Source organism: Methylobacterium komagatae (assembly GCF_042661665.1).
GTDB lineage: Bacteria > Pseudomonadota > Alphaproteobacteria > Rhizobiales > Beijerinckiaceae > Methylobacterium > Methylobacterium komagatae.
Genome location: NZ_JBHSWN010000001.1, coordinates 2,062,400 through 2,082,801 on the forward strand (window position 1 = coordinate 2,062,400; position 20,402 = coordinate 2,082,801).

Here is a 20,402-nt window from a genome sequence, read left to right on the forward strand (position 1 = left end):
CCGCGCGGGATCGCGGATGCGCTGCGCGGAATCGGCCTCACGGGCGCGCCGGCGGGCGGAGCGACCCGTGGCCGTTCGGCGCCCGCACGGGAACGTCCGGGTCACCGCGACGCCTGTGCTCCCTCTGCCGGATGCCGACCGGCCCTTTGCGGGACCAGGACGATGAGCGCGACGATGAAGGCCGCGATCACGACGGAAGCGAGCGGCCGGCTCAGGTTCAGCCCGCCGTTGGCGACCGGCTTGTCGAGGAAATCGCCCACCGTGGCCCCGAGCGGGCGGGTCAGGATGAACGCCGCCCAGAAGAGCGTGACCCGTGAGACGGAGGTCCGATAGTACAGGGCGATGACGACCGCGAGCGCCGCCGCGAAGACGAGGGCGCCACCCTCGTAGCCGAGGCCGCCCGTGTCCGCGAGCCAGTCGCCGAGCGCGGTGCCCAACGTCTGCGAGAAGGTGATCGCTCCCCAATAGAACGCCTCGACCCGCGGGGTCGAGACCGTGTCCACCGACACGGTGCCCTCGGTCGCGTACCAGAGCCCGAGCACGGCCGCGAGGCAGGCGAGGAGCAGGGTCGACCCGCCGGTGTATCCGATGCCGAGCGAGCGGTCGGCGAAGTCCGCCATCGTCGTGCCGAAGGTGGTCGAGGCGACGATCGTGGACCAGTACAGGACCGGGTGGAACCGCTTCGACATGACCTGGGCGACCACGAGCGCGACCAGCAGCACGGCGAACAGGGCGGTGCCGGCGAGGTAGCCCCAATTAAGGGTCATTGTGACGGTGTCGCCGCCGGTCTCCCCGAGCGTCGTGGCCAGGATCTTGATGATCCAGAAGCCCAGCGTGACCTCGGGGACCTTGCTCAGGGCGCGTTCGTAACGGTCGTCCATGGGACCTGCTCCTTCTTCGAGGGGAAACCTCACGGCGCGTCGGCGCAGGCCGCCCGGCGGTCGGCACGCTGCGGGATGAGGAGGACGAACCCGGCCAGGACGAGCGCCAGCACGCCGGAGATCGTGATGTCGTCGATGCCCAGGCCGCCGGAAGCGACCGGCTTGTCGAGCGAGTTGGCGAGGGTGGCGCCGAGCGGCCGCGTCAGGACGAACGCCGTCCAGAACAGCATCGGCCTGGAAACGCGCGTTCGCAGATGGAGGGCCGTGACCACGGCCAGTGCGACGAGGATGAGGAGCGCGCTCCCGATGTACCCGAGCCCGCTGCTGTCGGCCATCCAGTCGCCCAACGCGGTGCCGAGCGTCTGGGAGAACATGACCGTTGCCCAGTAGAAACCTTCGGCCCGCGGGGACCGCACCGTCTCCACGGCGACCGTGCCGAGCGTGCGCTTCCACAGGATCAGGGTCGCGACGACCGATCCGAGCAGCACCAGGGACCCGCCCGCGTAGCCGATGCCGAGGGACCTGTCGCAGAAGTCGGCGAGGGTCGTGCCTGCGAGCGTCGTCGCCGTGACCACGGCCCAGTACAGGATCGGATGGAAGCGGTCCGCCCGGACCTGTGCGGCCAGCAGCACCGCCAGGGCGGCCCCGAAGATCGCCGTGCCGGCGAGATAGCCGAGGCCGAGCGTCAACGTGACGGCGTTGCCGCCGACCTCGCCCAGGGTCGTGGCTACGATCTTGATGGCCCAGAACCCGGCGGTGGCTTCTGGCACCTTGGCGGGTTCGACCTGTCCGGGTCGCTCGGTCGGTTGCATCGGGCTGCCGTGGGAGAGCGAGGGCCGGCTCAGCCGGTGTGGGTCTGGTCGATGATGGCGAGCAGGTCGTCGACCGCGCGACGGCAGGCGGCGGGATCGGGGTTCGACGCCCGCAGCGCGTCGAGGGCGCGGTCGATGGCCTTGTCCACGACGTGCCAGTCGGCGGCGGCTCGCGGCTTCAGGCCGGCCTCGGACGCGTCCCAGGACAATTCCAGGTCCTTGATGCGCGTCTTGGCGGCGGCGAGGTCGCCCCGGTCGGCCAGCGCCTTCACGTCGACGACGATGGCCCGGAACTTGGAGAGGTCGCCGAGCTTCGAGGCCGCCATCGCCGTGGGCGTCGCTCCGACCGCGGCGTCCTGCATCGCCAGCAGGCCCAGGGGGGCGGCCGTGGCACCGATGACCGTCGCGGCGATGGCGGCGAGGAGGATGTTTCGCATGGTCGTTCGCTCCGTGTCGTGCGGCGTTGGAAGGACTGGAGGATGGGGATGCGGGAGGCGGCGGGCGGTCAGGCCCGCCGCTGTCCGGCCGGCTCGCCAGGGCGTCCGGAGACGAGGCTCAGGGACGTCACCAGGGCGACGATGACGGCGAAGAAGGCGAGGCTGGTGGAGGCCGTGCCGAAGCCGAGGCCGCCGTATTCCCGTGCCTGCGACAGCAGATCGCCCAGCGATGCGCCGAGGGGGCGCGTGACGATGTAGGCGAGCCAGAAGGTCGTCACCGGGTTCGCGCCGAGGCGCCAGGCGAGGGCGAGGGCGGCCAGGATCGTGCCGAAGATGACGACGCCGAGATTGAAGCCGAGCCCCAGCGCCTCCGTGGCCGGGTCGCCCGCGGCCGTGCCGAGCGCGAAGGTCAGGAGGATGGCGAGCCAGTAGAACGCCTCGCGGCGCCGGGTCACGATGGCGTGGATCGAGAGCGTCCGCTCGGTCGCGTACCAGAGGGCGAACACGGCGGCGAGGGCGGCCGCGAACACGCCGGTGCTGACGAAGAGGCTCACGCCGAGCTTGTCGGTCAGGATGTCGGTGACCTGCGTGCCGACCACGCTGACGAGGACGACGGTCGACCAATAGGTCCAGGGCACGTAGCGCCGCTCGCGCACCTGCAGGGCGAGGACGGCCGCGAGGAGGCCGGCCGTGAGGGTGGCGGTGACGGCGGCACCCAGGCCGACGTTCACCGCGAGGTAGTCCGCGCCGGTCTCGCCGACGGTCGTGGAGAGTATCTTGATGACCCAGAAGGCCGCGGTGACCTCCGGTACCTTGTTCAAGACCTGGCGCTGGATCTCGCTCATCCCCGTCTCCCGTCCGTCATGGTCGGTCACGGTGATAGCGAGCCAGAATGAGGGCAGAATGAGCTTCGTCCGGCGGAGCCGCGGGCTCGGCCTCAGGCCGGCAGTCTGACCGTTGCGAGGGTCCCCCGTCCGTCCCGTCGGTTTTCGACCGTCAGGCCGAGGTCGTTGCGCTCCGCGATGCGGCGGGCGATGGCGAGCCCGAGCCCCGTGCCTTCGACTTCCGGTGGCGCGGCCCGGAAGAAGCGGTCGAACAGGCGGCCCTCGCTTCCCGGCGGCAGCCCGCAGCCGGTGTCCCGAACCGTGACGACGCACGCACCGTCCCGGTTCAGCAGACGGACGTCGACCTGCCCTCCCGACGGCGTGTAGCGCAGGGCGTTGTCGACCAGGTTGGCGAACAGGACGCGGACCTCGTCCTCCGACGCGTGAAGCGTCGCGGGCGTCTCGATGTGCACGCCCAGGTCGATGTCCTTGCGCTGGGCGAGCACGACGTGGTCGGCGACGCAGTCGAGCAGGAGCTGGCCGAGGTCGACGGATGCGGGACGGGCCTCGGCACCGTCGTCGAGCCGGGCGAGACGGAGCAGTTGATCCACCAGCCGGTTCGCCCGCCGGAGGCCGCCCGCGAGAGCCATTCGCCGCGCGTCGCCCCCGCCACCGGCAGGCACGCCGAGGGCGTCGAGCTGGATCTGCATCGCGGCAAGCGGCGTACGCAGTTCGTGCGCGGCGTCGGCGACGAACCGTCTCTGGGCGGCGAGAGCGGCCTGCAGGCGCAGGATGAGCCCGTTCATGGCCTCGACGAGGGGCGCCACCTCCGTCGGCACGCCGCGCGTCGGCAGGGGACCCTGGGCGGTGGCCCCGCGCCCGGCGAGGTCATGCACCAAGCCGTCGAGCCGCCCGAGCGCCCGGTCCATCGCCCAGCCGACCACGATCCACGACAGCGGGACGAGGAGCAGCAGGGGGGCCACGGCGCCGAGCGCCGCATTGCGTGCGAACTCGGCCCTCACCACGTCACGCTGGGCCACCCTGACGGTCATGGTGCCGTTGACGGTCGTGTAGGTACGCCAGAGCTCGCCGCCCATGACGGCGTTCGCGTATCCCGTGCGCCCGGGGCGGCGGACGTCGGCACCGCGGTCGCCGCGCAGGACCTGCCCGTCCTTCCAGATGGTGACGGCGAGTTGGTCCTCCGGGTCCTGGTCGGCGGCGGGCGGCGCGTCCGCATTCGCGTCCGGGAGCCCGGGACCGGCGTTGAGGGCGACCTGCCGCAGCTGCCCGTCGAGGAAATCGGCCGCCTCGATCCGCGCGAGGGCATAGGCCGCGACCATCGCGGCCAGGCCGATGCCGGCCAGCAGGGCGGTCATCCAGCCGAGTGCCGTGCGGCGCACGGAGGCGGCCCTCATGGCTTGGGCACCATCCAGCCCGCGCCGCGGACGTTGAGGATCGCGCCCTTTCCGACCTTGCGGCGGACCGTGAGGATCAAGGCGTCCACCGCGTTGCTCTCGACCTCCTCGCCCCACCCGTAGATGCGTTCCTCGATCTGCGCCCGCGAGAGGATGCGCCCCGGTCGCTCCATGAGCGCGTGCATGAGGGCGTATTCGCGCGCCGACAGAACCGCGACGGTCCCGGCGTGGGACAGCACATGGCTCTCCGTGTCGAGTTCGGTCTCGGCGGCCAAGAGCCGGGCGCTCGCCCGCCCGGCCCGGCGCCGCAGGATGGCCCGCATCCGGGCGAGCAGCTCGCGCATCTCGAAGGGCTTGACCATGTAGTCGTCGGCACCGAGGTCGAGGCCCGCGACGCGGCTGTCGAGTCCGTCCCGCGCCGTGATGATGAGCACCGACGTGTCGTTGCCCGCCGTCCGCGCGGAGCTCGAGAACCTGCAGTCCGTCGGCGCCGGGCAGGCCGAGGTCCAGCAGGACCAGGGCATGGCCGCCGACCCGCAGCGCCGTTTCGGCCGTGGGTCCGTCGCGCACCCAATCGACGGAGTAGCCTTCGGCGGCAAGGCCGTGCGACAGCCCTTCGCCGATCATGCGGTCGTCCTCGATCAGCAGCACGCGCATGGGTCGCTTCGTTCGGCTCGGGGCCTCCGCGGCACGGCGCAGCCCGCCCCCGCTCGGCGAGCCGCGACAGGGACGGATCCGCGCCACGGACCGGCCCAGCCTGCAGCCCGGCAGCCGCGACGGCAAGACCGCTCGACGGACGACCATTGTGGGCTTGCCCGGGGTCGCGGTGCGCGGGCGCACCGGACTTCCGTGACCGCCGACACGCCTTTCGCCCCGTGCCGTCACCGGTCAGGGCGGGCGGCATGGCCCGACCCGGATTCGCACCGTCGGAGAGGCCGGCGTCGAGAATGCGGCGGAGAAGGGTTTCCCGTGTTGTGTCACCTATGACCCAACATGGTCGCCCTTGCCAAGGTCGACCGACGTTTCGAATACCGGGGTGCCACCATCGGGTAGTCGTCGGGCAAGCCGTAGCGTTCCCGGTACGCGCTGGGGGGCAATCCATGGCTAGCCAAATGCCGCTTGAGGAGCGCGTAGGCCTTGCCGTTGATGAAGCTGACGAGCGCGTCGGGCGTGATCGAACTTCTCACCTCCGCCGGCGAGCGTCTCGGCGGCCGTTCGCACGCCGCGGCGGCGGGTTCCGACAAGCCCGTCAAGGCCGAGTGGACGGACGCGATCAGGTTAGGCAACTCGCGTGGTGCGGCGGCATTGTTTCGCACATAGGCGCAAACTATGCTGATGGTGAGATTCGCGCGAATTTCGGTCTCTGGGGCTGAAAGTTTGGCATATCCCGAATCCTCATCGGTTAAAAAATTGTCAGTCTGCATTTCTATCTTGAGTATGAGTTGGGCGAACTATAAACGATAAAGATCTTATCTTGCGCCACTCCGGTGTATAGGCCTGCGTCGACCTCATAGTTCGATGCCGCCCCATCTTCGACTGAGATAGCGTAGACCAGGCAGCTGTGGCGAGCTGCACCCCTCGGAGCCACCTCCCGGAGGCCTCGGACGCTTTCCTCACGGGCGCACCACCATCGGGAACTTGCTGGCCAGGCTGAGGCAGAGCGCGTCCCGATTGCGCACGGCCGCCATCCGGTCGTACTCCGACGCGCCGGCGTACATCTGGCGGGCGCCCTCCCGGGACCCGACCGCCTCGAAGCAACTCCTCGCACGCTCGACGATGGCGGGGTTGTAGGCGGAGTAGCCGCAGATCGCCGCGGCACGCCGGAGCAATCCATGCATCCGTAAGAAGTCCGAGCACGCGAAGGGAGCAGCGACGGCTGCAGGTGCAGCGGCGCCACAGACGGCGACCACGGTCAGGGCGAGTGGGTACGATGCCGCCCTCCTAGGCATCGGACCCGACCCGGCGCTTGGCGTTTGGGGGACGGACGTCACGGTGCGGATCGCCGCCTCCGAACGGCAGCCGCAGCCCGGAGACGTAGGGGTAGACGGCCGGCAGCACGACGAGCGTGAGGAGCGTCGCCGTGATCAGGCCGCCGATCACCACGGTGGCGAGCGGACGTTGCACCTCGGCGCCGGCGCTGGTCGAGAGCGCCATCGGCAGGAAGCCCAACGTCGCGACGAGGGCGGTCGTCAACACCGGGCGCAGCCGCATCTCCGCGGCCTCTGTCGCCGCCTGGACAGCGTCGAGGCGCGAGCGCTCCAGGTCCCTGATGTAGCTCGTCAGCACGACGCCGTTCAGCACGGCGATGCCGAAGGTGGCGATGAAGCCGATGGCGGCCGAGACCGAGAAAGGCAGCCCGCGCAGGTACAGCGCCAGGATGCCGCCGGTGGCCGCCACCGGCACGTTGAGGAAGATCAGCCCGGCGAGCCGGATGTCGCCGAACATCACCACGAGCAGCACCAGGATCGCCGCCATCGCGGCCGGGACCACCACGGAAAGCCGGCTCGTCGCCTCCTGCAGGTTCTGGAATTGCCCGCTCCACCGCAGGGCGTAGCGCGGCGGCAGGCTGACCTGGGCCTTTACCGTCGCCTGCGCCTCGGCCACGAAGCTCTGCACGTCGCGCCCGCGCACGTTGGCCTGGACCGAGATGCGCCGCTGCAGGCGCTCGCGGCTGATCTGGGCCGGACCGGTGGCGACGTCGACCGACGCCACGAGGGAGAGCGGGACGAGGGCCTTGCCGCTGCGTCCGACCGGCAGCGCGCGGATGCGCTCAAGGTCGCCGCGGTCGGCGGCAGCGAGCCGCACCACGATGTCGGTGATGGCGTTGTCGTCGCGATAGACCAGGCCGGCCGGACGCCCGCCGATCGCCTCGACGGTGTCGAGGATGTCGCTGACGTTGATCCCGTAGCGGGCGGCCGCCGCACGGTCGACCTGGATCGACAGGGCCGGCATCCCGGCCTGTGCCTCGGCCTTCACGTCGGCCGCGCCCGCCACGCCCGAGACGGCGCGCACGATCGCGTCGGCCTTCTCCTTCAGCACGGCGAGGTCGTCGCCGTAGAGGCTGATCGCCACGTCGCCGCGCACGCCCTCCAGCAGGTCGTCCATGCGCATCTGGATCGGCTGCGAGAAGCTGTAGGCGACGCCCGGCACCTCCTCCTTGAGCCGCCGGTCGAAGGCCGCGACGAGACCGTCCTGCGTGTCGGCGGTCGTCCAGGTGGCGGGGTCGGTGAGGGTGATGAAGCTGTCGGTCGATTCGACGCCCATCGGGTCGGTGGGGATCTCGGCGCTGCCGGTGAGCGAGACGACGCGCTTCACCTCGGGGAAGGATGTCAGCACCGTCTCGATCCGATGGACGGCCTTGAGCGAGGCGTCGAGGTTGATCCCGGGCAGCTTCTCCGAGGTGACGACCACCGACCCCTCCGAGAGCTTGGGCAGGAATTCGCCCCCGAGCCGGGTGGCGACGAGGCAACTGCCCGCGAACAGGGCGATGGTGACGAGCACCGTGGCACCGGCCCGGCGCTGGGCGAGCCGCAGCACCGGCGTGTAGAGCGCCCGAACCCCGTGGACGAGGCGCGTCTCGCGCTCGCCGACGCCCCGGCCCGCGAGCGCGAGGGCCGCGAGCGCGGGCATCAGGGTCATGGTCAGGACCAGCGACCCGGCGAGCGCCAGGATGACGGTCAAGGCCATTGGCCGAAACATCTTGCCCGCCACCCCTTCGAGCGCCAGCACCGGCAGATAGACCAGGATGATGATCGCCACCGCGAACAGGATGGGCTTGGCGACCTCGGCGGTGGCGTCGCGGATGACGTCGAGGGCCGGTCGCCCGGGCTGCCCGCCGCGGGCGCGCAGCACGTTCTCGACCATGACCACGGCGCCGTCGACGATCAGGCCGAAATCGATGGCGCCCAGGCTCATCAGGTTGCCGGACAGGCCGATGAGCCGCATGCCCGCGAACGCCATCAGCATGGAGAGCGGGATCGCGACCGCGACGACGAGGCCGGCGCGCAGGTTGCCGAGCAGGAGGAGCAGCACGACGACGACGAGCGCCGCTCCCTCCAGCAGGTTGTGCTCGACCGTGTGGATCGTGCGTTCCACCAGGGCCGAGCGGTCGTAATAGGGCAGGATCTCGATGCCGGGCGGCAATTGCGGGCGCAGGTCCGTGATGGCGGCCTTGACCCGCTCCACGACTGCGCTCGCGTTCTCGCCCTGCTGCATCATGGCGATGCCGACGACGGTCTCCCCGGCCGCGTCGCGGCTCACCGCGCCGAGGCGGACCTTGGGCGCCTCCACCACCTCGCCCAGGGTGCCGACGGTGACGGGCAGGCCGCCCGCGTTCGTGGCCACCACGATGTTGGCGATGTCCGCGGGACCCTTGGCGAGGCCGAGGCCGCGGATCACCTCCTGCTGGTCGTTGTGCTCGATATAGGCGCCCCCGCGCGCCATGTTGTTCTCGGCGAGCGCCGCGTAGACCTGGCCGAGGGTCACGCCGTAGCGGTGCAGCGCCTCGGCCGAGACGCGCGCCTCGTAGGTCGGCAATTCCCCGCCGTAAATGTTCACGTCCGCGATGCCGGGCGTCAGCTTCAGCCGCGGTGCGATGGTCCATTGAAGGATGCGCTTGAGCTCCATCGGCGAATAGGCCGGCCCGCGCAGCTCGAACTGGTAGATCTCGCCAAGCCCGGTCGCCATCGGCCCCATCTGCGGCTCGCCGACGCCGGCCGGCATCATCGCCCTGGCCTGGGGCAGGCGCTGGAAGACCTGGGCCCGCGCCTCCGTGACGGCCATGCCGTCCTCGAAGGTGACGTAGACCGCCGAGACCCCGAAGCGGGAGATCGAGCGGATGCCCGAGAGGCCCGGCGCGCCCGCCATCGCGTTCTCCACGGGGAAGCTGACGAGGCGCTCCACCTCCTGCGGGCTGAGGCCGGGCGAGAGCGTCAGGATCATCACCTGCTTGGGCGAGATGTCCGGCACCGCGTCGATGGATAGCCCTTCGAGGTTGACTATGCCCCCGGCGGTCCCTGCGAGCGCGACGGCGAGGACGAGCCACCGTCGGCGGATCAGGAGGGCGAACCAGGCCTTCACCGGGTCAATCCGTCGAGCCGAGCAGGGCGCGAAGCAGGACGGCCTTGAGGCCGAAGCTGCCATCGGTCACCACCGTCTCGCCGGCCGCGACGCCTTTCGTGACCTCGACCCAGTCGGAACGCTGCACCCCGAGCTGCAGCACGCGCCTCTCGAAGCGGTCCTCCGCCGTGCGCACGAAGGCGATGGGGCCGCTCTCGGTTTGCTGCACGGCGGCGGCCGGGACCGTCACGCCCTCCCGTCCGAGGTCGGCGGCGATCTCGACCCGGACGAACATGTTGGCGCGGAGTAATCCCCCCGGGTTGGCGATCTCGATGCGCGCCGGGGCGGTGTTGCTGGCGGGATCGAGCGCGGCGTTGACGGAGCGCACGCGGCCCTCGAAGGCGGGGTGGTCCGGCACCGGCGCCCGGACCTCGGCCGGGTCACCCGCTCTCACCCTGCCGATGTCGCGCCCGTAGAGGTTGGCAAGGACGAGGATGCGAGAGGGATCGGCCACCGTGAACGCGTCGCGGTTGCTATCGACGACCTCGCCGAGCGTGATGTTCGCGGTCGTGACGACGCCGTCGATGGGCGAGACGATGGCGCTGGTGCCGACAGGCGCGCCGGGCTCGGGCGCGAGGCGCTCGTACTGCGCGGTGTAGAGCTCGACCTTGGCCTGCGCGGAGAGCGTGGACGCGTGCGCCTTGGCGAGGTCGACCTGGCGCCGGTCGACGTCGGCCTGGGCGACGCCCGAGACCTTGAGGAGGTCCTGGCCGCGCTTCAGGTTCGTCGCGGCGACCTTCTCCGTCGCTTGCGCCTCGACGAGGCTCGCCTTCGCTTCGGCGAGGCCGTTGCGGGCGTCGAGCACGCCGGCCGCGTCGAGGGTCGCGAGCGTCTGCCCGGCGCGCACGGGATCGCCCGGCTGGACCGCGAGACTGAGGACGCGCCCTTGCGTCCGCGGCTTGAGATGGGTGACGCGCCGCTCGTCGAAGCTGACCGTGCCAGGTGACCGGACCGGAAGGACGATCCTGCGGACCTGCGCTTGCCCGAACGCCAGGCCCAGGCGCTTCTGCCCGGCCGCGTCGAGTACCACGAGGTCTGAATCCGCCTGTCGAGGCGCGTCGGCCTGCTCCGCCCGCGTGGCCTGACCGGGGGAAGGGGCTTCGACGCCGAGCCAGGTGAGCGCAGGTCTGAGATAGGCTTCCGTGACCCCGCGTTGCCACCAGCCCACGGAGGCGAGCGCCACCGCCGCGACCAGCAGAACCCAGCCTCGGGCCGACGGCTTTCCCATCGGACCCCGTGTGGAGGGGTCCGGCTTGGCCCGGGCCCTCGCGTCGAACGGCTCGGAGACGGGGTCACCGTCGCCGGCGAGGCGCGAAACTGTCTCGACGGTCAAGAGCACGCCCGCATTCGTCCCGCTAGATTAGAGCCGTTCCAACACCTACGTTGAATGCTGCCCGTCGCCACTAAATTCGCGTTCAGTCTCACGTTTCGCCGAGACGGCGGCGGCTCGTTGCGACAATGGATCGTATGATGGCCGAAAGGGCGTTTCAGGCAGGCTGAAGCACGTGGCGAGACTTCTGCTGATCGAGGACGATGCCGAGACGGCACGCGAGGTGCGTGGCGACCTAGGCGGGCGCGGCCACGTCGTCGGCTGGGCTTCGACCGGACCGGAGGGCGCGGCCTACGCGCGCGACGAGGCCTGGGACGCGATCATCCTCGACCGCATGCTGCCGGGGCTCGACGGGCTCAGCGTGCTGCAGGACCTGAGGCGCGCAGGGAACCGGACGCCGGCCCTGGTGCTCAGCACGCTCGGCGACGTCGACGAGCGCATCCGCGGTCTGCGGGCGGGTGGCGACGACTACCTTGCCAAACCCTTCGTGCTCGCGGAGCTCGCGGCGCGCATCGAGGCGCTCCTGCGCCGTCCCGTCGACGCCCGCGAGACGATCCTGCGGGTCGGCAGCCTGGAGATCGACCTGATCGGCGGCACGGGCCGGCGCGGGGCCCGCGACCTCGGCCTTCTGCCGCGCGAGCTCAAACTCCTTGAATACCTGATGCGCCGTCCGGGTCAGGTCGTGACCCGGACGCTGTTGTTCGAGGAGGTCTGGAACTACCGGTTCACGCCGAAGTCGAACCTCATCGACGTCCATGTCGGGCGCCTGCGCCGCAAGTTGGAGGCGGTCGGCGAGCCGCCCCTCATCCACAACGTGCGCGGCATCGGCTTCACGCTCGCGCCCGATGACTGACCTGCTGCGCTCCACAACCTTCCGTTGGGCGCTGGGCATCGCGATCTGGTCCGTCCTGCTCGTGTTGGCGACGTTCTCCTTCGTCTACTGGCAGACGGCCGCCTATCTGCGGGAGGAACTGGCCGAGACGCTCCGGCTGGAGGTCCGGGCGGCAGCGGCGGATCCGGCCGCGACCGCGATGCGCGCGGAGACCTGGATTGCCATGGACCTGCACGCCACGCATTTCGGCGGCCTTTTCGGACCCGACGGCAAACGTCGCTCCGGCAATCTCGACGCCGTACCGGATGGCTTGGCGCGCGACGGGGACGCCCACCGCGTCAGCGCCGACCTCGACATCGCGGGCCGCGCGCTGCGCGACGAGATCTGGGCGGCCGCGCTCTCGCTTCCTGACGGAAGGACGGTGGTCATCGCACACGACACCGACGAGATCGACCGGGTGCAAGCCACCACCCTGCGCGCGCTCGGCCTCGGCCTGATGCCGACGCTCGCGCTCTCGGGGCTCGGGGGATTGCTGCTCGCGGGCCGGGCGCGACGGCGCCTGGCGGCGACGGAGGCCGCGGTGGCCCAGGTGATGCGCGGGGACCTGCGCAAGCGTCTGCCGGTCGGCGGCGGGAACGACGAGTTCGACCGGCTGGCCGGCAACGTCAACCGGATGCTCGACGAGATCGAGCGCCTGCTGGGCGAGGTCAGCAGCGTCGGCGACGCGGTCGCGCACGACCTACGGACGCCGCTGACCAGGCTGCGGGCGCGGCTGGAGCGAACCCGTGAACAGGCCAGCAGCGTCGCGGAGTTCCGCGAGGCGGTGGACCAGGGGCTTGCCTGGATCGACCAGACGCTCGCGATGGTGACGGCCGTACTGCGCATCGGCGAGATCGAGCACGGTCGGCGCTGCGCGGGCTTCGCGCCGGTCGACCTCGCCGCGGTCGTCCGCGAGACGGCGGAGTTCTACGCGCCGGTCGCCGAGGACAAGGCCGTTTCCCTCGATGTCGCCGTGGAAGCGGGAATCCCGCCGGTCGACGGTGACCGCGACCTTCTCTTCGAGGCCGTGTCGAACCTTGTCGACAACGCCGTGAAGTTCGCACCGCCCGGCGGCCGTGTCCGGATCGGCTTGGCGCGAGAGGTGAAGGGCGTCGTCATCCTCGTCGAGGACACCGGGCCCGGCATCTCTCCGGCTGAGCGCGACCACGTGTTCCAGCGTTTCTATCGGGCGGAACGCGCTCGCCAGACGCCGGGCAACGGACTCGGGCTCGGCCTCGTCGCCGCGATCGCAAAGCTGCACGGGTTCACGGTGGAAGTGCGGGATTCGCCCGAGGGCGGCGCCCGCTTCGCGGTCCTATGGCCTCTGGGAAAGCCGAGAGGACAGGAAGGGCCGCGCGATGCGGGGGCGGGCGGCAAAACCGCTGTTCGGGTCATCGGCGAACACGCGAGATAACCCTGTCTCCGCGACGGACAGAACCTGCACCTGCGACGGCGTCCTGTTGCATGGCGATGCCAGCGGCTCCGAGCGCGGCCAGGATCGCGACGGCGAGACGGAAAAACCTGGATCGCGGCAGGAGGGGTACCTGGCGATGCGGCGCGGCATCGTGGGTCTGAACGGCACCCGTAGGGCGCTGCTGTCGAGCGGGTTCGGGCCCTAACCGCATTCCCGTTCGACCTCGGATCGGCGCGGCGTTCGCTGCCGGACCGCGGTGCGGACGGAGCCTTGTCCCGCCGGCGCGAGGATCTCGACCGCCTCCGTGCGGAAGCCGCGCCACCTGGGGCTCGCGCTCGGCTACGACGTCTGGATCGCCTCGAACGACGGCGACCGCTCCGATGCGCCGGGCAAGCTGTCGCACGGCTGCCTGCCGGATCGCCTGCGGCCACCAAAGGCTCGACCGAGACGGTGCGGCTGACCGCCGTGATCCGCCTCGACAAGGCGAGCCGCGACGTGGCGGCGGCCGTCGAGATCGAGCATGCGACCGGCATCTACTCCGGCATCGTGCGCATGCTCGACCTGGCGCTCGGCGTCGAGGAGGCCGTCGCCCGCAACTCCTCACTGGTCGCCCCCGACGACCGAGAGGACGATGTCCGTGCGCGGTCCGCGCGGCCCGCGTTCTCCCGGGTCGCCGAGCTGGCTTTCCCTATCGCTCCTACGGGGCGCGCTACGGCGCCGCCGTGACACCATCACCCGCTTCGGCAGTGGCCTGAAGGGCGTGCTCACCATCGCCAAGTCGATAACGCCGCGAGGGGGAAGGCCGTAGGAACGCTTTTCGGACCGGGCACGTCCCCGTTGCGCGGTCGATGGCTCATGGGGCGCGAGGCGAATGACCGGGGCGGCGACGAAGCGGCTCCCGCGACCGTTGGCGTGCTCCTGCCGATGCGGTCGCGCTTCGGCACGTATCGGAGGCAGGAAGCGTCCCACGTCTCTCGTCGGACCTGACGCCCCCGCCGGAGAGCTGCCGGTCGATCAGGAGCCGCGATAGCGGGAAGCGTCCGCCGCGGGAGGGCCGGCCCGAATCCGGTCCCAAGGGATCCGAACCCATCCTCCGCCGAGGCCGTCAGCCAGCCGACGACGTCGAACTCCGCCGACGTCGCCCGGGCCCTGGCCGCCGGCGGCGCGTATGCCAAGCACAGGAACGTCGCTGTCGGGTACCCGCGGGACCACGAGCATGGTCTGGGGTCCTACGCCGTCGTTTCGCGGCTACGGTCCACGCCGCGAGGGACGCTCATGCGAAATCCGATGCCGTGGTCGCGCGACGGGCTGCCGGTGATCCGGACGTCGACCTCCGGTCCGGCCCAGGTCTCCGCGAAGGCATCCATCGCCTTGGCGTCCATGGACACGAAGGCCCGGGACCGGGGCCCCCGGCATTCCTGGAATGGATGTCCGACGCCGTGAACGAACACGTTCCGGTCGTCCCGGTCGATGCTCATCTTCACGTCGCCGCATGTCGTCAGGAGGAAATGGCTGAGCGGCTCGACCAGGGCCATGTAGTCGGCCTTCTGGGTTCGCAGCCAGTCCGGATAATCCACCACCACCTTCGAATTCGTCAGCGCATAGGCCGAGTTGACGACCTCCCTGATAAGCGTGAGGCCGCTCTTGCGTGCAGCCTCATACGGGCGCGGCGAATGTGCCTGGACATCCAGCAGGTTGTTCAATGCCTCCTTGATGGCCACGATCTGCAGGTAAGGTATCTCCTCGCCCTGCCGTGCGGCGGAGATCGTCTTGGGGAAACGCTCATGGACGAGGCTGGCCATGCTTCCGAGACGTCCCACCGCACGTTCCCGAACCATCTCGACCGAGAGGTGCTGGCGGTGAAGGCGTCGCTCCGCCGCCGCCGCGTTCGCCTGTGCCTTGGCGAGGGCCTCCCTCAAGCCGGCGACCTTCGCCTCGGCGGCCGACGCCCGCATCTCCGCCTCGGCCAAGGCGAGGCGAAGGTCGCTGACGTCGACCCAGACGGACGTCATCCCGCCTTCGGCCTCCCCGGCCTCGATCCGGCGGGCCCAGCGGTTCTCCGCCGTTCCGACATCCTCGACGCCCGTCCCGGCCGAGACGGCGGCGAGCGCCACCTCGGCCGAGGTGCCGACCACCCGCTCGAACTCGCGATTTGCCGACAGGACCGTGCCATCGCCCGTGGAGACGCAGATGCCGATCCCGCACGCCTGCCAGACGGTCTCGGGTCGCACCGGGGCAGCCTCGGTCCCCGGCCGCGCAACGGCGGCCCTGCCCGACGCCGTGAGGGCCAGCTCGGCTTCGCGCCCCGACCTATCGCGCCGGACCAGCCCGTGCCCCTCCAGCATCGTGAGCATGCGCGAGAGGTTGGACTGGCCGAGGCCCGTCGCTTCGAGGACGGCCGCGCGGCTCATCCGGCCCGCGCTCCCGGCCAGCAGCCGGAGAACGTCCAGGACGTGCCGCTTACCCAGGACCTCGCCGACCGGCTGGGCCTCGAAGAAGCGGGCGTTGCGCTCGACGATGTCGGCGAGCGCCGCGACCTGGTGCGCGGTGGCCTCCGCCCCGCCTTGGCGCATCAGGACGCTCGCCCGACCACAGGTGTCGAGCCACTGCGCCGTCTCGGGACCGGCCACCCGGTTCGCGACGAGGCGCCAGACGACCTCCTGGAGGGCCAGATAGACGCCCCTGGCGAACTTCGGCGCGTCCTCGGACAACAGGTCCCTCAGCAGGGCGAAGGCATCGACCGGGCCGACCTCGCCGAGGGCGATCTCGTCGAGGCGACGCTGTCTGGGGTCACCGCGCATGGCCATCTCCGGAGCGACGTTTCACAAAGGTTCACATTGGAGTGTGGTGGCCGCAAGTCAACGGGGCGTTTACGGCAGGACCGTATAAACGGTGAAAGATTGTGAAACGAGTAGGTCGGCCTCGCGGAGGTCGCCCACCCGCTCCGGCGCGGCGAGGACGTAACCGAAGCCGCCGTCCTCCCGCTCCGGGTAGACCTGCTGGACGACGAAGCTTCGCGTGTCGAAGCTGACCTGGAGCTGGTGCGCGGCGCCGAGGTGATCCCTCATGGTCCGCCAGTCGCCGCAGGACGGGATGATCATCCAATCGACGTCGAGTTCGGTCAGGACGGGTGTCACCCTCTGGCAGAAGTCGAGGCAGACGCCGAAGCCGAACAGGCCGCGCCGCGTCACGAGCACTTCCAGCGCCTCCCCCAGTTCGATCTGTTCGAAGCGGCCATCCTTGTCCCTGTACGGGAAGAGCTTGCGGAAGCGCAGGAGTTCCCGGCCGGCGCCGTCGTAGACCACGGCCTCGTTCCAGGCGCTCTCGCCGTCGCGCACGTGCCATGAGCCGGCGACGACGAGGTCGGGACCGAGCCTGGTCTCGCCATCGCCGTTCCAGTCCGCGCGCGCGAGCGTCCCGGGCACGAGCTCGCGCAGGTCCGGCATCAACGTCGAGCTCCGGGAACACGTGCGCGAAGCAGGAACGGCGCGCGGCCTCGGCGACGTCGGACCTGACGGCCTCCGGCGTCGGCCCGACCGCCGCCCGCGCCAGGAAGTATCGCTCGTCGTCCTCGTCCTCGGGCAGCACATCGAAGCCCGGGAACAGCGACGCCCCGAAGGTCAGGGCCGAGCCGTCGAGGCCGGTCCGCGGGTGGACGGTGAAGCGGACCGGGAGGCCTCGGATCACCGCCGGAACGATGCGGGACAGCAGCAGGGCGCGACGCGTGTACGGCCGCGGCAGGGCTCCCGGCAGGTAGGGAGAGCGCCAGGCGCTGCGCGGCAACGGAACGAGAAAGAAGCCCTGCCCATCGACCGCGTGGTACCAATCGTCGTTCGGGTCCCGGACGGGCCGGCCGGTGTCCATGTCGGCGATCTTGCGCTCGGCGGCCCGCAGCCAGCCCCCCAACTTCGTCAGGCGGACCGCGTCGCTGTCGCTTCCCGGCAGGTTCAACGCCCCCGGCGCGAGACCCCCGAGGGCGTAGGCCGCGTCGCCCGCAGCCACGATATCGGCCTCCGGGAGCGTCCCGTAGGTACCCTGCGCCGTCACCGGCGCGAGCGGCAGCAGGGTCCAGACGCGCACGAGGGCGAGCCGCCAGGTCTCCACGTCGTCAGGGTCGATCGACAGGTTCGCGGCGACGTCGGCGATCTTGGCCAGCCACGCCGACCGGGTCAGGCTCTGCATGAGGGACCTTGCTGCCAAGGCACCAGCACGGACAGCCGTGCGCGAGGGGACGGCTGGGGGACACGCGCCGGGCGGAAAATCGACGTCCGGGGGCCAGGACATCGGGGCGCACGTCATCGACGTGACGGCTTCCGCCGTCAAGGCGCCTCGCGACCGGCTGACCGGGCCGCCGGCGGCCCGGCGGTCGGTCGGGGCCGACCTGCGGTCCGCATCGGACCGCCTCCGGAGCAACGACTGAACCGTATCGTCCCGGATCGCCCAAGGCGCCGCGCCGGCAGCCGCCTTGTTGCCGGTGCGCCACACCGGATCGGGAAGCGCGTCACCGGAGGGGCGCCGAGCTTGATCCTCCCACGTGGGAAGGCCGCAACTTCGCGAGATCTTGGCCTCTAGCCCGGCTCTCCGCCGCGGCCCAGGAAGGATCGCATGGTGGCACCGCTCCTGTGGGACGGTCCGGCGCAGACGCGCCGCCGGTTCATCTCCGGCCTCGGCGCCTGCGCCGCCGCGGGTCTCGCGGCGCGCAGCCGCTCCGCGTTCGCCCTGGCGAGCCCCGGCGAGGCCACCGTGCCTCGCGCCGCGAGCTACGACCTCACGCTGGCCCGCGGCACGGTCAACAAGACCGGCGCCACGACCTGGGCGAATACCATCAACGGCGGCGTGCCGGGCCCGGTGCTGCGCTGGCGCGAGGGTGACGTCGTCACCATCAACGTCCGCAACGAATTGCCCGAGATGACGGGCATGCATTGGCACGGCATCATCCTGCCCAACGACATGGACGGCGTGCCCGGCCTGGAGTTTCCGGGCATCCAGCCGGGCGAGTCCTTCACCTACCGCTTCCCGGTGCTGCAGAGCGGCACCTACTGGTACCACAGCCACATGGGCTACCAGGAGCAGAAGGGCGTCTACGGCGCGCTGATCATCGAGCCGCGCGGCCGCGACCTGGTCCAGGCGGACCGCGATTACGTCGTGCTTCTCAGCGACTGGACCGACGAGGACCCCGGGCGCATCCAGAACAAGCTGAAGTACCAAGCCGACTACTACAATTTCGGCAAGCGCACTGTCGGGACGTTCTTTGCCGACGCCGAGCGCAGCGGGCTCGCCGACACGATCAAGGAGCGCTGGCACGAGTCCGAGTCGCGCATGGACCCGTCCGGCCTGGAGGCACCGTCCGGCGAGACCTACACCTACCTGATGAACGGACAGCCGCCCGGGGCGAACTGGACGGCCCTGTTCCGGCCCGGCGAGCGGGTCCGGCTGCGCATCATCAACGCCTCGGCGGCGACCTACTACGACCTGCGCATCCCCGGCCTGACCATGAGCGTGGTCAACGTCCACGGCAACGACGTCGTCCCGGTGTCGGTCGACCAGTTCCGCATCGGCGTGGCCGAGACATACGACGTGATCGTGCGCCCGCGCGAGGCGCGGGCCTACACCATCTTCGCGCAGGACCTCGGCCGCTCCGGATACGCCCGCGGAACGCTCGCGCCCCGGCCGGGGATGGAGGCGGAGATCCCGCCCTTCGACCCGCGGCCGCTGCGGACCATGACCGACATGGGCATGCAGGGCATGATGGGCCGCGACCAGATCGGCGCGTCCCATCCCGACGGCTCGCGCATCGGGGGCATCCTCGGCGAGCATGCCCGCGAGATCGTGCCGGACGAGCGTCGCCTCGCGGGCCACCAGCCCATGGCGAAGCCGCCGCCCGGCGTCGAGCTCGACGAGACCGGCGTCGAGGTCCAGATGAAGCCGAAGATGCTGAGCGACCGCACCCGCATCCCCGGTGACGGCCTGAACCAGCTGAACCGTCGTGTGCTCACCTACTCGGACCTGCGCTCGATCAACCCCGGCGTCGACGACCGCCAGCCGACCCGCGAGATCGTGCTCAGGCTCAGCGGCAACATGCAGCGCATGATCTGGGGTTTCGACGGCAAGAAGTTCACCGAGGTCGGACCGATCGACGTGACCGTAGGGGAACGATTCCGGCTCGTGATGATCAACGAGACGATGATGAGCCACCCGATCCACCTGCATGGCATGTGGATGGAGCTGGAGAACGGGCACGGGCGGCATCGACCTTACCTGCACACGGTCAGCGTCGCTCCGGCCGAGAAGCTGTCGATGCTGGTCACCCCCGTGGCGACCGGGCAGTGGCCGCTGCACTGCCACATCCTGTATCATTTCGAGGCCGGCATGTTCCGTACCCTGCGCGTGCTGCCGAGGGGGCGTGATGCGCGCGCCCGCCACCCTCGCGCTCGTCGTCCCGCTCATCGTCCTCGCGCCCTCCGGCGTCCTGGCGCAGAGCGTGACCGGGCTGCTCAACGGCGGCACGCGCCTCGGGCCGGATACGCTGCAGGGCGCCGCGCCCTACGGCAACCCGATCCTCGACGACCGGGTGTACGCCCATGCCTTCCTCAACCAGTTCGAGGGTCGCTTCGGGGACGGGAGCTACTTCCGTTACGACGGACAGGCATGGATCGGGGACGACTACAACAAGCTGTGGCTGAAATCGGAGGGTCGCTACAACGCCGGCAATCGTGGACGTTTCTCGGACGGCGACCATGAGGCCCTCTACACCCGGCCGATCTCGACCTATTTCGACATGCAGGTCGGCGTGCGCTCGGACATCGACAGCCTGCGCAACCGCACCTGGGCGGCCTTCGGCGTCCAGGGGCTGGCCATCGGGTTCTGGAACCTCGAACTGACCGGCTACGCCAGCGACAACGGCCGCTTCGCGTTCCGGGGAAACGCCTCCTATGACCTCTACCTGACGCAGCGCCTGATCCTGCAGCCGCAGATCGAGATGAACGCCTACTCGAAGGCCGACCGCGGCCGGGGCTCGGTTCGGGGGTATCGGACATCGATATGGGCCTGCGCCTGCGCTACGAGTTCACCCGCGAGATCGCACCCTACGTCGGCCTTTCCTACCAGCAGTTCCTGGGCGGCACGGCGAATTACCGGCGCCGGTCCGGCGAGGGCACCGGCGACGTGCGGGCGCTGGCCGGCCTGCGCCTCTGGTACTGAGAGGGTCCCGGGCCGGCCGATCCCCCATCCATTGCCACGCGGAGGTAGAGGGGCCGCCTCCTGACACGTCCGTGGCGGTGCCTTCCTTCGCCGAACCGTG

17 protein-coding genes and 2 pseudogenes are annotated in these 20,402 nt (G+C 70.5%); 7 read left to right on the forward strand and 12 right to left on the reverse strand.

Going from position 1 to position 20,402, the window contains the following annotated elements:
• Positions 1-101 precede the first annotated feature (101 nt).
• From ACFQE0_RS10060 to ACFQE0_RS10085, 6 genes and pseudogenes are all read right to left on the reverse strand, one after another.
• Positions 102-881, reverse strand: coding sequence for a COG4705 family protein (locus ACFQE0_RS10060; RefSeq protein ID WP_116655368.1), 780 nt, complete (start codon positions 879-881; stop codon positions 102-104).
• A 29-nt stretch (positions 882-910) separates the two neighbouring features.
• Positions 911-1,693 (reverse strand): COG4705 family protein, encoded by a 783-nt coding sequence (locus ACFQE0_RS10065; RefSeq protein ID WP_246730639.1) that lies wholly within the window; start codon positions 1,691-1,693, stop codon positions 911-913.
• 29 nt (positions 1,694-1,722) lie between these two features.
• On the reverse strand, positions 1,723-2,130 hold the full coding sequence (locus tag ACFQE0_RS10070) for a histidine kinase (protein WP_378969285.1): 408 nt from the start codon (positions 2,128-2,130) through the stop codon (positions 1,723-1,725).
• A gap of 68 nt (positions 2,131-2,198) precedes the next feature.
• A complete protein-coding gene (locus ACFQE0_RS10075) occupies positions 2,199-2,975 on the reverse strand; it encodes a COG4705 family protein (protein WP_378969287.1) in 777 nt (258 codons plus the stop codon).
• A 92-nt stretch (positions 2,976-3,067) separates the two neighbouring features.
• Positions 3,068-4,369, reverse strand: a complete 1,302-nt coding sequence (locus ACFQE0_RS10080) for a sensor histidine kinase (RefSeq protein WP_116655365.1) — start codon at positions 4,367-4,369, stop codon at positions 3,068-3,070.
• Positions 4,366-5,026: pseudogene (locus ACFQE0_RS10085) on the reverse strand (response regulator transcription factor). Before ACFQE0_RS10085 ends, ACFQE0_RS10080 begins: the two are co-directional and overlap by 4 nt.
• Between ACFQE0_RS10085 and ACFQE0_RS10090 the strand changes: the two are divergent.
• Complete coding sequence (locus ACFQE0_RS10090) at positions 5,025-5,222, forward strand: hypothetical protein (RefSeq protein ID WP_378969289.1); 198 nt, start codon at positions 5,025-5,027, stop codon at positions 5,220-5,222. The pseudogene ACFQE0_RS10085 and the gene ACFQE0_RS10090 sit on opposite strands and share 2 nt — an antisense overlap.
• A 124-nt stretch (positions 5,223-5,346) precedes the next feature.
• On the opposite strand, the gene ACFQE0_RS10095 is transcribed toward ACFQE0_RS10090, so the two are convergent.
• The 4 genes from ACFQE0_RS10095 to ACFQE0_RS10110 form a co-directional block, all read right to left on the reverse strand.
• The gene (locus tag ACFQE0_RS10095) at positions 5,347-5,793 is read right to left on the reverse strand and encodes a Ros/MucR family transcriptional regulator (RefSeq protein ID WP_378969291.1); all 447 of its coding nucleotides are present in this window, start codon (positions 5,791-5,793) and stop codon (positions 5,347-5,349) included.
• 189 nt (positions 5,794-5,982) lie between these two features.
• Positions 5,983-6,198, reverse strand: coding sequence for a hypothetical protein (locus ACFQE0_RS10100; RefSeq protein WP_059408131.1), 216 nt, complete (start codon positions 6,196-6,198; stop codon positions 5,983-5,985).
• Between the two features lie 112 nt (positions 6,199-6,310).
• Positions 6,311-9,448 carry an efflux RND transporter permease subunit gene (locus tag ACFQE0_RS10105; protein ID WP_116655363.1) on the reverse strand — a complete coding sequence of 1,046 codons (3,138 nt, stop codon included), beginning with the start codon at positions 9,446-9,448 and terminating at the stop codon, positions 6,311-6,313.
• A 4-nt stretch (positions 9,449-9,452) separates the two neighbouring features.
• The gene (locus tag ACFQE0_RS10110; RefSeq protein ID WP_116655362.1) at positions 9,453-10,715 is read right to left on the reverse strand and encodes an efflux RND transporter periplasmic adaptor subunit; all 1,263 of its coding nucleotides are present in this window, start codon (positions 10,713-10,715) and stop codon (positions 9,453-9,455) included.
• A 277-nt stretch (positions 10,716-10,992) separates the two neighbouring features.
• Between ACFQE0_RS10110 and ACFQE0_RS10115 the strand changes: the two genes are divergently transcribed.
• The 4 genes from ACFQE0_RS10115 to ACFQE0_RS10130 all read left to right on the forward strand — a co-directional run bounded on the left by ACFQE0_RS10115 (position 10,993) and on the right by ACFQE0_RS10130 (position 13,828).
• On the forward strand, positions 10,993-11,670 hold the full coding sequence (locus ACFQE0_RS10115) for a response regulator transcription factor (RefSeq protein ID WP_116655361.1): 678 nt from the start codon (positions 10,993-10,995) through the stop codon (positions 11,668-11,670).
• Positions 11,663-13,102, forward strand: a complete 1,440-nt coding sequence (locus ACFQE0_RS10120; protein ID WP_246730680.1) for a HAMP domain-containing sensor histidine kinase — start codon at positions 11,663-11,665, stop codon at positions 13,100-13,102. The genes ACFQE0_RS10115 and ACFQE0_RS10120 overlap by 8 nt, the downstream gene beginning before the upstream one ends.
• Before the next feature lie 304 nt (positions 13,103-13,406).
• Positions 13,407-13,562: a hypothetical protein gene (locus ACFQE0_RS10125; protein ID WP_160534126.1), complete on the forward strand. Its 156-nt coding sequence runs from the start codon at positions 13,407-13,409 to the stop codon at positions 13,560-13,562.
• Positions 13,553-13,828: a hypothetical protein gene (locus tag ACFQE0_RS10130; protein WP_116655360.1), complete on the forward strand. Its 276-nt coding sequence runs from the start codon at positions 13,553-13,555 to the stop codon at positions 13,826-13,828. Before ACFQE0_RS10125 ends, ACFQE0_RS10130 begins: the two co-directional genes overlap by 10 nt.
• 503 nt (positions 13,829-14,331) lie before the next feature.
• On the opposite strand, the gene ACFQE0_RS10135 is transcribed toward ACFQE0_RS10130, so the two are convergent.
• On the reverse strand, positions 14,332-15,903 hold the full coding sequence (locus ACFQE0_RS10135) for a helix-turn-helix transcriptional regulator (RefSeq protein ID WP_160534124.1): 1,572 nt from the start codon (positions 15,901-15,903) through the stop codon (positions 14,332-14,334).
• A 69-nt stretch (positions 15,904-15,972) separates the two neighbouring features.
• A complete protein-coding gene (locus ACFQE0_RS10140; RefSeq protein WP_378969296.1) occupies positions 15,973-16,548 on the reverse strand; it encodes a hypothetical protein in 576 nt (191 codons plus the stop codon).
• 1,159 nt (positions 16,549-17,707) lie between these two features.
• Here ACFQE0_RS10140 and ACFQE0_RS10145 point away from each other — a divergent pair.
• Positions 17,708-19,843, forward strand: a complete 2,136-nt coding sequence (locus ACFQE0_RS10145) for a copper resistance system multicopper oxidase (RefSeq protein WP_378969298.1) — start codon at positions 17,708-17,710, stop codon at positions 19,841-19,843.
• Positions 19,740-20,302 (forward strand): annotated as a pseudogene (locus tag ACFQE0_RS10150) (copper resistance protein B); the annotation flags it as partial. The gene ACFQE0_RS10145 and the pseudogene ACFQE0_RS10150, both read left to right, overlap by 104 nt.
• Positions 20,303-20,402 lie beyond the last annotated feature (100 nt).